The 14,434-nt window shown below is 69.5% G+C and carries 12 protein-coding genes; 3 read left to right on the top strand and 9 right to left on the bottom strand.

Features of this window, described 5'->3' with window-relative positions:
- Nucleotides 1–143: 143 nt before the first annotated feature.
- Both dop and arc read right to left on the bottom strand, forming a co-directional pair.
- Nucleotides 144–1,655 carry a depupylase/deamidase Dop gene (dop, locus tag ABZ567_RS21705; RefSeq protein WP_360792374.1) on the bottom strand — a complete coding sequence of 504 codons (1,512 nt, stop codon included), beginning with the start codon at nt 1,653–1,655 and terminating at the stop codon, nt 144–146.
- A gap of 181 nt (nt 1,656–1,836) precedes the next feature.
- A complete protein-coding gene (gene arc, locus ABZ567_RS21700) occupies nt 1,837–3,603 on the bottom strand; it encodes a proteasome ATPase (RefSeq protein ID WP_360792371.1) in 1,767 nt (588 codons plus the stop codon).
- Between the two features lie 253 nt (nt 3,604–3,856).
- Here arc and ABZ567_RS21695 point away from each other — a divergent pair, with 253 nt between their 5' ends.
- Entirely contained in the window at nt 3,857–4,168 is a 312-nt protein-coding gene (locus ABZ567_RS21695) for a ferredoxin (RefSeq protein ID WP_360792369.1), read from the top strand.
- 4 nt (nt 4,169–4,172) lie between these two features.
- Here the strand turns inward: ABZ567_RS21695 and ABZ567_RS21690 are convergent, their stop codons facing one another.
- The 3 genes from ABZ567_RS21690 to ABZ567_RS21680 all read right to left on the bottom strand — a co-directional run bounded on the left by ABZ567_RS21690 (nt 4,173) and on the right by ABZ567_RS21680 (nt 6,979).
- Nucleotides 4,173–4,751, bottom strand: a complete 579-nt coding sequence (locus ABZ567_RS21690; protein WP_360792367.1) for a hypothetical protein — start codon at nt 4,749–4,751, stop codon at nt 4,173–4,175.
- 188 nt (nt 4,752–4,939) lie between these two features.
- A complete protein-coding gene (locus tag ABZ567_RS21685; RefSeq protein WP_015032448.1) occupies nt 4,940–5,827 on the bottom strand; it encodes a tRNA (adenine-N1)-methyltransferase in 888 nt (295 codons plus the stop codon).
- Nucleotides 5,828–5,845: 18 nt separating this feature from the next.
- Nucleotides 5,846–6,979, bottom strand: coding sequence for a site-2 protease family protein (locus ABZ567_RS21680; protein ID WP_360792795.1), 1,134 nt, complete (start codon nt 6,977–6,979; stop codon nt 5,846–5,848).
- Nucleotides 6,980–7,159: 180 nt separating this feature from the next.
- On the opposite strand from ABZ567_RS21680, the gene ABZ567_RS21675 reads away from it, so the two are divergent.
- Nucleotides 7,160–8,062 carry a PD-(D/E)XK nuclease family protein gene (locus ABZ567_RS21675; protein ID WP_360792365.1) on the top strand — a complete coding sequence of 301 codons (903 nt, stop codon included), beginning with the start codon at nt 7,160–7,162 and terminating at the stop codon, nt 8,060–8,062.
- A gap of 43 nt (nt 8,063–8,105) precedes the next feature.
- On the top strand, nt 8,106–8,783 hold the full coding sequence (locus ABZ567_RS21670; RefSeq protein ID WP_360792363.1) for a response regulator transcription factor: 678 nt from the start codon (nt 8,106–8,108) through the stop codon (nt 8,781–8,783).
- 70 nt (nt 8,784–8,853) lie between these two features.
- Here the strand turns inward: ABZ567_RS21670 and ABZ567_RS21665 are convergent, their stop codons facing one another.
- The 4 genes from ABZ567_RS21665 to ABZ567_RS21650 form a co-directional block, all read right to left on the bottom strand.
- Entirely contained in the window at nt 8,854–10,434 is a 1,581-nt protein-coding gene (locus tag ABZ567_RS21665) for an ABC transporter substrate-binding protein (RefSeq protein WP_360792361.1), read from the bottom strand.
- Between the two features lie 77 nt (nt 10,435–10,511).
- The gene (locus tag ABZ567_RS21660; protein ID WP_360792359.1) at nt 10,512–12,101 is read right to left on the bottom strand and encodes an ABC transporter substrate-binding protein; all 1,590 of its coding nucleotides are present in this window, start codon (nt 12,099–12,101) and stop codon (nt 10,512–10,514) included.
- Between the two features lie 474 nt (nt 12,102–12,575).
- A complete protein-coding gene (locus tag ABZ567_RS21655; protein WP_360792357.1) occupies nt 12,576–13,274 on the bottom strand; it encodes an HAD family phosphatase in 699 nt (232 codons plus the stop codon).
- Nucleotides 13,275–13,402: 128 nt separating this feature from the next.
- Nucleotides 13,403–14,434 (bottom strand): vitamin B12 dependent-methionine synthase activation domain-containing protein (locus ABZ567_RS21650; protein ID WP_360792355.1); only part of this gene is annotated, 1,032 nt, incomplete at its 5' end.

Genomic DNA, 14,434 nt, shown 5'->3' with positions numbered 1-14,434 from the left:
GAATCGGCCCGCTCGGTTGAGTCCGTACAAGATCAGACCCTATACGTGGGGTCCGACTTCGGCCCCGTGGTTTCCACAACGCCCGGGCACTGTTTCCATGATTCCCAGTGCCGGGGCATTTCAGGCCCCTGGCGGGCCTCGGATCAGCCGCCGGAGAGAACCCGGACCAGTTCCTCGGCCGTCCGGCAGCGGTCGAGGAGCGACTTCACGTGGGCCTTGGTGCCGCGCAGCGGTTCCAGGGTCGGGACGCGCTGGAGGGAGTCCCGGCCGGGCAGGTCGAAGATCACCGAGTCCCAGGAGGCCGCGGCGACGTCGTCGGCGTACTGCTCGAGGCAGCGGCCCCGGAAGTAGGCCCGGGTGTCCTCGGGAGGAGCCGTCTCCGCCCGCTCCACATCGGTCTCGTCCAGGAGCCGCTTCATGCGCCCGCGGGCGGCCAGCCGGTTGTAGAGGCCCTTGTCCGGGCGTACGTCCGCGTACTGGAGATCCACGAGGTGCAGCCGGGCCGCGTCCCAGTCGAGGCCGTCCCGGCGCCGGTAGCCCTCCATGAGCTCCCGCTTGGCGATCCAGTCGAGCTCGCCGGCCAGGCTCATGGGGTCGTTCTCGAGCCGGTTGAGGGTGTCCTCCCAGCGGGTCAGGACGTCCTTGGTCTGCTCGTCCGCGTCCGCGCCGTACCGCTCGTCCACGTACTTCCTGGCCAGCTCGAAGTACTCCATCTGGAGCTGCACCGCGGTGAGCGTGCGGCCGCTGCGGAGCGTGACCAGGTACTGGAGCGTCGGGTCGTGCGAGACGTGGTGGAGGGTCCGTACGGGCTGGTCGACGGCGAGGTCCACCGTGATGAAGCCGTCCTCGATCATCGACAGGACCAGGGCGGTGGTGCCCAGCTTGAGGTAGGTCGAGATCTCGGAGAGGTTGGCGTCGCCGATGATCACGTGCAGACGGCGGTACCGCTCGGCGTCGGCGTGCGGCTCGTCGCGGGTGTTGATGATGGGCCGCTTGAGGGTCGTCTCCAGACCCACCTCGACCTCGAAGTAGTCCGCGCGCTGACTGATCTGGAAGCCGTGCTCGCGGCCGTCCTGGCCGATACCGACCCGTCCCGCGCCGGTCACGACCTGGCGGGAGACGAAGAAGGGGGTGAGGTGGCGCACGATGTCCGAGAAGGGGGTCTCCCGCTTCATCAGATAGTTCTCGTGCGTGCCGTAGGAGGCGCCCTTGTTGTCGGTGTTGTTCTTGTAGAGGTGGATCGGCTGGGCGCCGGGGAGCTGCGCGGCGCGCTCGGCGGCCTCCGCCATGATCCGCTCGCCGGCCTTGTCCCACAGGACGGCGTCGCGCGGGTTGGTGATCTCGGGCGAGCTGTACTCCGGGTGGGCGTGGTCCACGTAGAGCCTCGCCCCGTTGGTGAGGATCACGTTGGCCAGGCCGATGTCCTCGTCGGTGAGCTGGCTGGAGTCGGCCACCTCGCGGGCGAGGTCGAAGCCGCGGGCGTCCCGCAGCGGGTTCTCCTCCTCGAAGTCCCAGCGGGCGCGTCGCGCCCGGTGCATCGCCGCCGCGTAGGCGTTGACGATCTGGGACGAGGTGAGCATGGCATTGGCGTTCGGGTGTCCCGGGACGGAGATCCCGTACTCCGTCTCGATGCCCATTACTCGCCGTACGGTCATGCGGCCCTCCTTGCCCGGCGGCGCTCACTGTGCGCGACTCGGCGGTACCGATGAGCCTAGAGCGGCTCCGCGCTGGTGGGGAGATCGTTTGCGTATTTCTCTGTACTGCCGGGGGAAATGCTGGATGGAATGCACCGGCTGCGGATGCCCGGTTTCCGGACATCCGCAGCCGGTGGGCGTTTTACAGGTACTGGCCGGTATTGGCCACCGTGTCGATGGAGCGTCCGGTGTCCGCGCCCTGCTTTCCGGTGACGAGGGTGCGGATGAACACGATCCGCTCGCCCTTCTTTCCGGAGATCCGGGCCCAGTCGTCGGGGTTGGTGGTGTTGGGCAGGTCCTCGTTCTCCTTGAACTCGTCCACGCAGGCCTGGAGGAGGTGGGAGACGCGGATGCCCTTCTGGTTGTGGTCGAGGAAGGCCTTGATGGCCATCTTCTTGGCCCGGTCGACGATGTTCTGGATCATCGCGCCGGAGTTGAAGTCCTTGAAGTAGAGGACTTCCTTGTCGCCGTTGGCGTACGTGACTTCGAGGAAGCGGTTCTCCTCGGATTCGGCGTACATCTGCTCGACCACGGACTGGATCATTCCGTGGGCGGCGGCGGCCTTGGAGCCGCTGTGCTCCGAGAGGTCGTCGGCGTGCAGCGGCAGGGTGGCCGTGAGGTACTTCGCGAAGATGTCCTTCGCGGCCTCCGCGTCCGGACGCTCGATCTTGATCTTGACGTCGAGTCGGCCGGGCCGCAGGATCGCGGGGTCGATCATGTCCTCGCGGTTGGAGGCGCCGATGACGATGACGTTCTCCAGGCCCTCCACACCGTCGATCTCGGCGAGGAGCTGCGGGACGATGGTGTTCTCCACGTCCGAGCTGACACCGGAGCCACGGGTGCGGAAGAGGGATTCCATCTCGTCGAAGAAGACGATGACGGGGGTGCCCTCGCTCGCCTTCTCCCGGGCACGCTGGAAGACGAGGCGGATGTGCCGCTCGGTCTCACCGACGTACTTGTTGAGGAGCTCGGGGCCCTTGATGTTGAGGAAGTAGGACTTCCCCGCGGGCTGACCGGTCACCTCGGCGACCTTCTTGGCCAGGGAGTTGGCCACGGCCTTCGCGATCAGCGTCTTGCCGCAGCCGGGCGGCCCGTAGAGCAGGATGCCCTTGGGCGGCCGCAGTTCGTGCTCCTTGAAGAGGTCCGGGTAGAGGTAGGGGAGCTCGACCGCGTCGCGGATCATCTCGATCTGGCCGCCCAGACCGCCGATCTTCTCGTAGTCGACGTCCGGGACCTCTTCGAGAACGAGCTCTTCGACCTCGCTCTTGGGGACCACCTCGTAGACGTAGCCGGACCTGGAGTCGAGCAGCAGGGCGTCGCCGGCGCGGATGGTGACGTCCATCAGAGGCTCGGCGAGCCTCACCACCCGCTCCTCGTCGGTGTGCCCGACCACCAGGGCGCGCTCGCCGTCCTCGAGGATCTCCTTGAGGGTGACGATGTCCCCGGCGCGCTCGTACTCCATGGCCTCGACCACGTTGAGCGCTTCGTTGAGCATGACTTCCTGGCCGCGCTTGAGCTCGGGGAGCTCGATGCTCGGGCTGACGTTCACCCGGAGCTTGCGGCCCCCGGTGAAGATGTCGCATGTGCCGTCCTCGTTGGCCTGCAGGAAGACACCGAAGCCGGCCGGCGGCTGTGCGAGCCGGTCGACCTCCTCCTTGAGGGCCACGATCTGGTCGCGGGCCTCACGGAGCGTGTTCGCCAGACGTTCGTTCTGCGCGGACACGCCGGCCAGGTTGGTCTGCAGCTCGACGATCCGCTCTTCGAGAATCCTCGTGTGTCGCGGAGAGTCGGCGAGCTTGCGGCGCAGGACGGCGATTTCCTGCTCGAGATAGGCAACCTGACCGGCGGGGTCTTCAGACCCTCGCCCCGGCCGGATGCCGCGGTTGATGTCGTCGTCGTGGGCTGCCACGGTCCTCACCTCCTCCAAGGGGAGCTGGACGCTTCCTGACCCTACCTGCGTGGGTGGTGATTGAAACCCCTAGATCAAAAAGACTCCGAGGTGTGTCCGATCTTCACCCTTGCGCTTCCCCTCTCGCCAGAGGGAATACCCACCCTTCACGGCTTGAAAGCGGGCGGTTGTATCGTCGTCTTGGGCCAACACCCAACGGAGGGGGCCCGACTTACCCGCGAGAAGCGATTCAGAATCAGGAACGGCAGGAGATATGACCGTGCAGCACGAGGTCCCTTCCACGGACGCCGGTGAGGCGCTGGAGGTCTGGATCGACCAGGACCTGTGCACCGGGGACGGGATCTGCGCGCAGTACGCTCCCGAGGTCTTCGAGCTGGACATCGACGGGCTCGCGTATGTGAAGAGCGCCGACGACGAGCTGCTTCAGGCCGTGGGGGCGACGACGCCGGTTCCGCTGACGCTGCTCCAGGACGTGGTGGACTCCGCGAAGGAGTGCCCGGGCGACTGCATCCATGTGCGGCGGGCCGCCGACAAGGTCGAGGTGTACGGCCCCGACGCGGAGTGACGGGTCAGGCGCTGCGCGCGCCGGCCTGACCGTCGCGTACGAAGGCGCCGCCCTGCCAGCGCCAGCTGACCTGCTCCTTCTCGTCGGGGCAGCAGCTGGGGACGTCGGGGGACGAGTAGCCGAGCAGGGTGGTGAGGACCGCTCCGTCGCGTACGTCGAGCGCGGTGACGTTCTTGCGCAGCTCGGGGGCGACGAGGGTGGCCACCACGCGGGCGGGGGCGCCCGGCCGCTTGCCGCGGGTGAGGACGTAGACGCCGCTCGGCGGGGTGCCGGAGCCGGCTTCGCAGTGCACGACCGCAACGGTCTCGGGGTTCCCGTCGCCGTCGAGGTCTCCGGACGCCCGCTTGGCGATCTTGTGGGGTCCTCCCCCGCAGTCCAGCGGGTAGTCGGCACCGGTGGCCTCGGGGGCGGGTGCGGAGGCCGGGGCTCCGGCGGGGGCCGCGGTGGCTTCGGCGGGGCCTGGCTGGAGCAGTCCGGCGAGGGCGACGACCGCGGCGGTCGCGGTGGCGATGGCGAGCCAGTGGGCCGGCCGGGCGTGGGTGTGGGCGAGGTCCGCGAGGTCCGGGGCGGCGGAGGGCTGCACGCGAGACGTCTCCTGTGGGGGCGGTGCGGTGGGTTTCCGCGCATCGTGCCATACGTCACAGGGGGACGGAACAGGTGGGGTCGGTACGGGCCGGCCGGTGGCCGTGCTCACCGAACATGGGTGCGCCGCCGTCGAGTTCCCGCCAGGGGCGGGGAAGTCGACGGCGGCGCTCCATGGGTGTCGGGACGTCAGCCCTTGTTGGGGCCTTCGTAGTCCTCGCCGTAGGCGCCCTTGGCGGGGCGGCGGCGGCGCATCGGGGGCTCGACGCCGTCCGCGAGGCGGCGGGCGGTGACGAGGAAGCCGGTGTGGCCGATCATGCGGTGGTCGGGGCGGACGGCGAGGCCCTCGACGTGCCAGTTGCGGATCATGGATTCCCACGGCTGCGGCTCGGCGTAGCAGCCGAACTCACGGATGGACTCCACGGTGCGGGCCAGCTGGGTGGTGGTGGCCACGTAGCAGCAGAGGATGCCGCCGGGGACGAGGGCCTTGGAGACGGCCTCCAGGCACTCCCAGGGGGCGAGCATGTCCAGGATGACCCGGTCGACGTCGGTGTCGGACAGGTTGTCCTGGAGGTCGCCCACGGTGAGCTGCCACGCGGGGTGGGGGCCGCCGAAGTAGCGTTCGACGTTGCCCTTCGCGATCTCGGCGAAGTCTTCGCGGCGCTCGTAGGAGTGCAGCATGCCGCTGTCGCCGATGGCGCGCAGGAGGAAGCTGCTGAGCGATCCCGAGCCCACCCCGGCCTCCACGACGCGTGCGCCGGGGAAGATGTCGGCGAAGGCCAGGATCTGCCCCGCGTCCTTGGGGTAGACCACGGCGGCGCCGCGGGGCATGGACAGGACGTAGTCGGGGAGCAGGGGGCGCAGCGCGAGGTAGGCGACGTTTCCGGTGGTGCGGACAACGCTGCCCTCGGGGGCGCCGATCAGTTCGTCGTGCGGGAAGGAACCCTTGTGGGTGTGGAAGTTCTTTCCCTCTTCGAGCGTGAACGTGTAGTGACGGCCCTTGGGGTCGGTCAGCTGAACCTGGTCCCCGACCTTGAAGGGCCCGCGTCGGCGGGCGGCACCGGTCGGTTCGGACATGTGACCAGCCTACCGGGGTTACGCGCCGGGTCGTGCCATGGCCTTGACGAAGGCGCGTTCCACGTCGGTGGTGGCGAGGACGCCGTAGATCTCGCCGGTGTCCTCGACGACGAGGTACTCGGTGGCGGGGCTGGCGCGGAGGTGGTCGAGGAGGGGCTGGCCGGTGAGTTCGGCGGGGACGCGCATGCCGTCGGTGAGGTCCTGGGCGAGGGTGCTGACGGCGACCCAGGGGCGGCGGTGCTGGGGGACGGCGGCGATGGCGGTCTCGCGGACGATGCCGGTGGGGTCGCCGTGGCCGTCGACGACGACGAGGGCGCGGGCGCCCGCGTCGTTGGCCCGGCGGAGGGCCTCGGAGAGGGGGGTGGTGGGTTCGGTGGGGATGGCGCGGCGGGTGAGGCTGCGGGCGCTCAGTCCGGGGAGGTGCTCGCGGAGCCGGGCCATGCGCAGGCTGTTGCCGGCACCGGTCCAGATGATGGCCGCGAGGATGGCGGCGAGCAGGGCGTCGGTGACGGTGTCGAGGCCGCTGATGTCGTCGGTGGAGTTGCCGAGGGCGCCGGTGCGGGTGAGCAGGGGGAGGCCGACGAGGACGAGGACGGCGAGGGCGCGGCCGACCCAGGCGGCGGCGACGGTGCCGCTCATGGGCTTGCCGGTGATCTTCCAGATGACGGCGCGGAGCATGCGGCCGCCGTCCAGGGGGAGGCCGGGGAGCAGGTTGAAGATCGCGACGATCAGGTTGGAGATCATCAGGCCGGCGAGGAGGACGCCGGGGACGGTGCCGGGCTCGACGGCGTACAGGGAGAGATAGAACACGCCGGCGAGGGCGAGGGAGAGGAGGGGGCCGACGAACGCGAGGACGAATTCGCGGCCGGGGGTCTCGGTCTCCTTCTCGATCTCGGAGACGCCGCCGAAGAACTGGAGCTGGATGCGGCGCACCGGGAGCTTGAAGCGGAGCGCGGCGATGGTGTGGGCCAGTTCGTGGACGAGCACGGAGGCGTAGAAGGCGATGGCGAAGAAGAGGGAGACGAGGTAGCGGGCGGCGCCGAGTTCGGGCAGGACGCGCTCGATCTGGTCGCCGAAGACCCAGGTGATGAGGGCGGCGACGAGGAACCAGCTGGGGGCGACGTAGACGGGCACGCCGAAGGGCCGGCCCATCAGGATCCCGCCACCGGGTTCCTCGGTCCGCTGCGGCTTGGGCTCGTCCTGGTTCACGGGTTCCTTTCGACGCGGGGTGTGACCCACGTCGGTGCGTCACGCTTCGATCATGCAGTGCGACGGGGTCCCTGGTCGATGGTATTCCGCTCCTTGTCGGTGGCGGGTCGTAGGGTCTTCGTCATGAGTACGAGCGAGCAGGTGCCGGCGGAGCCCCGGGCGCCCATGTCGTTGTCGCCGTCGCGGGCGAGCGATTTCATGCAGTGTCCGCTGCTGTACCGGTTCCGGGTGATCGACCGGCTGCCGGAGAAGCCGAGTGCGGCGGCGACGCGGGGCACGCTGGTGCATGCGGTGCTGGAGCGGCTCTTCGACGATCCCGCGGTGGAGCGGACGGCTCCGCGGGCGCGGGCGATGGTGCCGGGGCAGTGGGACCGGCTGCTGGAGTCGAAGCCGGAGCTGGGTGAGCTGTTCGCGGGGGATCCGGACGGTGAGCGGCTCGCGGGGTGGCTGGACGAGGCGGAGCGGCTGGTCGAGCGCTGGTTCACGCTGGAGGATCCGACGCGTCTGGAGCCGGCCGAGCGTGAGCTGTTCGTGGAGACGGAGCTGGACTCGGGGCTGCGGCTGCGCGGGGTGATCGACCGGATCGATGTGGCGCCCTCGGGTGAGGTGCGGATCGTCGACTACAAGACGGGCAAGGCGCCGCGGCCGGAGTACCGGGACGGTGCGCTGTTCCAGATGACGTTCTACGCGCTGGTGGTGTGGCGGCTGCGTGGGGTGATCCCGCGGCGGCTGCAGCTGGTCTATCTGGGCAGCGGGGAGGTGCTGACGTACGACCCGGTGGAGGCGGATCTGCTGCGGGTGGAGCGGAAGCTGCTGGCGCTGTGGGAGGCGATCCGGCTGGCGACGGAGTCGGGGGACTGGCGGCCGCGGCCGACGAAGCTGTGCGGTTGGTGTGATCATCAGGCGGTGTGTCCCGAGTTCGGTGGCACTCCCCCGGTCTATCCGCTGAAGATCGTTTCCGTGCGCCCGCCGGAGTCGGGCGAATCGGATCAGGGCAGAATGGACCTGGCCCCGCCGGCGCCGTAGCGCCGGCGCACCTCGTGAGCCCAGGTCCCCTGAAGGAGCCCTTGTGACGATCCGCGTCCTGTTGGTCGACGATCAGCCGCTGCTGCGCACCGGCTTCCGGATGATTCTGGAGGCGGAGCAGGACATCGCGGTGGTGGGTGAGGCCGGGGACGGTCTCCAGGCGCAGGACCAGGTGCGGGCGTTGCAGCCGGACGTGGTGCTGATGGACATCCGGATGCCGCGGATGGACGGGGTGGAGGCGACCCGGCAGATCACGGGTCCGGGGCGGGACGGCCCGGCGAAGGTGCTGGTGCTGACGACCTTCGATCTGGACGAGTACGTGGTGGAGGCGCTGCGGGCGGGGGCGAGCGGTTTCCTCCTGAAGGACGCTCCGGCGACCGAGCTGGTGCAGGCGATCCGGGTGGTGGCGGCCGGTGAGGCGATGCTGGCGCCGTCGATCACGCGCCGGCTGCTCGACAAGTACTCGGCGCATCTGCCGACGGGCGAGGAGCAGATGCCGGACGCGCTGGCCACCTTGACGGACCGTGAGGTGGAGGTGCTGAAGCTGGTCGCGCGCGGCCTGTCGAACGCGGAGATCGCGGCGGACCTGTTCGTCAGCGAGACGACGGTGAAGACGCATGTGGGTCATGTGCTGACGAAGCTGAGCCTGCGGGACCGGGTGCAGGCCGCGGTGTACGCGTACGAGAGCGGGCTGGTGCGGCCGGGCGCCGGCGGGCAGTAGCGGGTACGGCGGAGGGGCCCGGTGCGCTGGTGCGCGCCGGGCCCCTCCGTGGTGCGGGGGTGTGGCCCGGTCAGCCCTTGCGGATCTCCCAGAAGCGGAAGACGGTCGAGGCGTCGAGGGTCCATTCGAGGCCGGTGACGTCGTCGCGGGCGACGGCGTACTGCTTGCCCTGCCAGAGCGGGAGCAGCGGGAGTTCGGCGGCGACGAGGTCCTGGAGCTTGCCGTACTCGTCGGCGGTGGCGGCGCGGTCCGGGATGGCGGCCGTCTTCGGGAGGAGGCTGCCGGTGATGGTGGTGTTCTGGTAGCGGTTGTTGAGGACGTTGCCCTCGCCGAAGAAGGGGGCGGTGAAGTTGTCGGCGTCGGGGTAGTCGGGGACCCAGCCCTTGACGTAGACGCCGTACTTGCCGGCGGCGATGTCCTTCTCGTACTGGTCGTAGGCGATGGACTTGACGTCGGCGTCGAAGAGTCCGCTCGCGTTGAGCTGGCCGGCGATGGCCTTGAGTTCCTGGTCGGTGGCCGGGCCGTAGCGGCTGGGGGTGGACCAGAGGGTGAGCTTCACCTTGTCGGTGATGCCGGCCGCGCGCAGGGCCTTCTTCGCCTTGGCGGCGTCGGGGGTGCCGTAGGTGTCGTAGAAGGCGGTGTTGTGTCCGGCGATGCCGGCCGGGACGATCGAGTAGAGCGGCGTGGCCGTCGACTTGTAGACGCCTTCGACGAGGGCCTCGCGGTCGACGAGGTGGGCGATGGCCTGGCGGACGCCGAGCTTGCCGACGACCGGGTCCTTCATGTTGAAGACCAGGTGCTGGACCTCGGCACTGCTGCCCTGGGTGACCTCGATGCCCTTGTCGTCGGTGGCCTCGGAGGTTTCGAGGGTGACGATGTCGTCGGCGGAGAGGCCTCGGTAGGCGACGTCTATCTCTCCGGCGGTGAGGGCCTTGGAGAGGGCGGAGCGGTCGCCGCGGTAGAGCTTGAGGGTGACGGCGTCGTTCTTGAGCCGTGCGGTGCCCCGGTAGCCGGGGTTGGCGGAGAAGGTGGCCTCGGAGTCGCCGAAGGAGTCCAGCTTGTACGGTCCGGAGCCGGTGGCCTTGCCGTCGGTGCGGAGCCCGTCGGCGGGGTACTCGCGGTGGTCGACGATGGAGCCGGCGCCGGACGCGATCTTGCTGGGGAAGGTGGCGTCGGGGACCTTGAGCCGGAAGACGACGGTCCGCTCGTCCGGGGTCTCGATGGTGTCGATGGTGGAGAGCAGCGGCGCGGGGCCGGAGGGGTCGGCGATCTTGAGGGCCCGCTCGAAGGAGAACTTGACGTCCTTCGAGGTGAGCTTGTTGCCGTTGGAGAAGGTGAGGCCGTCGCGCAGGGTGCAGGAGTACACGGTGCTGCCCGCGGAGAAGCCGCACTTGTCGGCGGCCTCGGGCTCAGGCTCGGAGCCGCCCTTGGGGAAGGCGAGGAGGGACTGGAAGACGTTGTTGAACAGCAGCCAGGAGCCGGGGTCGTAGCCCGCCGCCGGGTCGGTGGCGAGAATCTCGTCGGACATGCCGACGCGTACGCCGTTGCCGGAGTCTCCTGCGCCACCCTGTTCGGTGCCGCAGCCGCTGAGGAGGGCGGCGGCGAGGCCGGCGGCGAGGGGGGCCGTCAGCCACTTGTTGTGCGTCTTCACAGAACGTGCCTCGTGATCTCTTGTCAGGCCGGCCGCGCGCGGGTGCGCGGCCGGTGTAACCGATCCAGTCGACGGGGTTATGCGGTGCCTCGGCCCAGTTCCCAGAGCAGGAGGTCGGAGGACGTGTTGAGGGCGTACTCGACTCCGTTGAGGTCGTCGCGGGCGGCGACGTACTGCTTGCCCTGCCACAGGGGCAGGACGGGTACGTCCTCGGCGACGATCTTCTGGATCTGGTGGAAGACGGGGCCTGCGGCGGTGCGGTCGGCCTGGCGGCGCGAGCGCGGGATGAGCTGGTCGCGGACGACCTTGTTCACGTACGGGGTGTTGAGGAAGTTGTCGCTGTCCAGGAAGGGCGCGATGTAGTTGTCCGGGTCCGGGTAGTCCGGGAACCAGCCGAGGCCGTAGACGGCGTAGTCGCCGCGCTTCTGGGCCGTGCGGAACTTCGACCACTCGGTGCCCCGGACGGTGGCGTCGAAGAGTTCGGTGGCGACGAGCTGCTTCTTGAGCGCCTCGAACTCCTTCGCGGTCTCGGCGCCGTAGTGGTCGGTGGTGTAGTTCAGGGTCACCTTGACCGGGGTCTTGACGCCCGCGTCCTTGAGGAGCTTGGCGGCGCGGGCGCGGTCGGGCTCGCCGTACTCGTCGAAGAAGGGGGTGGCGTGGCCGGTGATGTTGGAGGGGATCAGCGAGTACAGGGGCTCGGCGGTGGGGCCGTAGACCAGGTTGACGAGGGCGCCCCGGTCGATGACGGCGGCCATGGCCTGGCGTACGGCCTTCTCCTGGACGGCGGGGGCCTTGGTGTTGAAGCCGAGGTAGCGGATCTCCAGGCCGGGGACCTCGATGATCTCGATGCCGTCCTTGGGCGTCTCGGTGAGGTCCTTGACCTGCTGCTGCGACAGGGAACGGGCCATCATGTCTATGTCGTCGCCGTCCAGGGCCCGGCCCATGGCGTCCGCGTCGGCGTAGGGGCGCAGTTCGACCTTGTCGTTGCGCAGGGTGATGTCGCCCTTGTAGGCGGGGTTCTTGGTGAAGACGAAGCGGGTGGCCTTCTCGCCGTCGCGTTCGACCTCCATGGTGTACGGGCCGGAGCCGTCGACGTCGAAGCCGTCACGGAGCTTGTCGGCGGCGTACTTGTCCTTGCTGAGGATGCCGGCGACCGGGGTGGAGAGCTTGTACGGGAAGGTGGCGTCGGGGGTCTTCAGGTGGAAGACGACCTCGTCGGTGCCCTTGGTCTCGACGGTGTCGACGTTCGAGAGGAGGGCGGCCGTGCCGTTGTCCGACTTGATCTTCAGGACGCGGTCGACGGAGTACTTGACGTCCTCGGCGGTGAGAGGGGTGCCGTCCGCGAAGGTGAGGCCGGAGCGGAGCTTGCAGCGGTAGCTCTCGCTGGCCTTGTCGGAGAATCCGCAGCTCTGGGCGGCCTCGGGGACGGGCTCGCCGCCGTCGCGGGGCACGTGCATCAGGGTCTGGACGGTCTGCCGCAGGATGTTCCAGGCGCCGGTGTCGTAGGCGAAGGCCGGGTCGAGCGGGGCGGGGGCGTCCGCGGTCGCGATGAACTGGTCCGTGGTGCCGACGACGATCGCTCCCCCGTCCTGTGCTCCGCCGCAGGCGGCGAGCAGGGGGGCGAGCAGTCCGGCCACAGCCGGCAGCACCAGGGTCTTGCGGTTCATCAGGGACGATCTCCTCATCCGGCACTGGATTGCAGCGGTCAGTGGAACTCCGCCGCCGGCCGCCCGGTCGGGGCGGGAGCGATCGGGCCGGGTGTTGCGATCGGTCCTGTGTTCTCGGCGACTTGGGTGTGCGCCGGCGCACGCGGATATGCGGCGAAGTACTCGCGAAAGATTAGTGGGCGGCGTCGCTATCGCCGGACCACGGGCGGCCTCAGGGGTAATCGCACAGTGATCATGAATGCGGGGTGCTCGATAGTCATGCGTCGGATGATGCGGACGGCGCCGAGCGAATCGGGACACATGGGGACGCCGAAACTCTGCCTTTTCGGGCGCGGAGCACGACGAAGGCCACCCACCGCCAGGCACTCTGGGTGACCAACGTCACGCGGAGGTCCATTCGGTGAATGGCCTGATCGTTTTCTCCGGGCGTCGCCGCATTTCCCCGACTCCGGTCGGGGAAGGCTCAGGGAAAGCTCAGATCCCGGTGATCAGCGTGCGCAGAAAGGGAACGTCGACCTCTTCGAGGGACCGCACGACGACCCGGCCCGGGGAGGGCGCGATCGGTGCCACGGACGGCACCGCGACGACGCGGCAGCCCGCCGCCTCCGCGGCCGCCACACCGGTCGCGGTGTCCTCGATGACGGCGCAGAGCGTGGGATCGGCCCCGACCCCGCGGGCGGCCGTCAGATACGGCTCGGGGTGCGGCTTGGTCCTGACGACCTCGTCCCCCGCGACGGTGAGGGCGAAGCGGTCGCGGCCGAGCGAGTCGAGGACGCGGTCGATGATCCGCCGGTGCGAGGCGGAGACCAGGGCGGTCGGGATGGAGTGCCGGGCCAGTTCGGCGAGGAGCCGGTCGGCGCCGGGCATGAGCGGCACACCCCGGTCGATGCGCTGCTCGAACTTCTCGTTGAGCAGGACGGTCAGCTCGGCGAGGGTGATGTCGGCGCCGGTCGACTCGATGAGGTAGCCCGCGCTCCGGGTCATCGGGCCGCCGACGACGACGTCCCGCCAGGCCTCGTCGAGCCGGTGCCCGAGGTCGGCGAAGGCCTCCACCTCCGCGTCCCACCAGAAGCCCTCCGTGTCGACGAGGGTCCCGTCCATGTCGAGGAAGACGGCCTGCAGGGCGGAGCTTCCGTTCGTACGGATCAGGGACGCGGGGACCGTACTGGTCATCCGGACACCTCCATGGAGGGACGAGAAGGCCGGCCCCCCTCCCCGGTACGGGGAGGATGACCGGCCTGCACTGGACCGACAAGTGTACGTCCCGATCAGCGCGGACATACGGATTTACCTCTGGTCGGTCACCTGGCGTTGAAGTACTTCGCCTCGGGGTGATGGATCACGATGGCGTCGGTGGACTGCTCCGGGTGAAGCTGGAACTCCTCCGACAGGTGCACACCGATCCGCTCCGGCCGCAGCAGCTCCGCGATCTTCGCGCGGTCCTCCAGGTCGGGGCAGGCCCCGTAGCCGAGGGAGAAGCGCGCCCCGCGGTACTTGAGGTCGAACATGTCCTGGACGTTCCCGGGGTCCTCGCCCGCGAAGCCCAGCTCGGCGCGGACGCGGGCGTGCCAGTACTCGGCGAGGGCCTCGGCGAGCTGGACGGAGAGGCCGTGCAGCTCCAGGTAGTCGCGGTAGGAGTCCGAGGCGAACAGCTCGGCCGTGGCCTCCCCGATCCTCGAACCGACGGTGACGACCTGGAGGCCGACGACATCGGTCTCGCCGGACTCCTCCGGGCGGAAGAAGTCCGCGAGACAGAGGCGGCGGCCCCGGCGCTGGCGCGGGAAGCTGAAGCGGGTCCGCTCGTTGCCCGCCTCGTCCAGGATGATCAGGTCGTCGCCCTTGGAGACGCAGGGGAAGTAGCCGTGGACGACGGCCGCCTCCAGGAGGTTGTCGGTGTGGAGGCGCTCCAGCCAGCCGCGCAGCCGGGGCCGGCCCTCCGTCTCGACGAGCTCCTCGTACGAGGGTCCGTCGCCGGCCCTGTTCTGCTTGAGGCCCCACTGGCCCTTGAAGAGGGCGCCCTCGTCGAGCCAGGAGGCGTAGTCCTTCAGCGGGATGCCCTTGACGACCCGGGTGCCCCAGAACGGCGGGGTCGGCACCGGGTTGTCGGTGGCGACGTCGGAGCGGCCGCCGGGCTCGGGCTCGGACACCTGGAGGGCGGGAGCGTCCTTCTTCGCGACCCGGCGCTGCTTGAGCGGCGGGAGTACGGCTCCGGGGACGCCGCGCTTGACGGCGACGAGGGCGTCCATGAGGCGCAGGCCCTCGAAGGCGTCGCGGGCGTAGCGGACCTCGCCCTGGTAGATCTCGTGGAGGTCCTGTTCGACGTACGCCCTGGT

The sequence above is a fragment of the Streptomyces sp. NPDC016459 genome (assembly GCF_040632845.1).
Taxonomy (GTDB): domain Bacteria; phylum Actinomycetota; class Actinomycetes; order Streptomycetales; family Streptomycetaceae; genus Streptomyces.
Note: the sequence above shows the minus strand (reverse complement) of the source record. Positions and strands in the feature narration are given on the sequence as shown.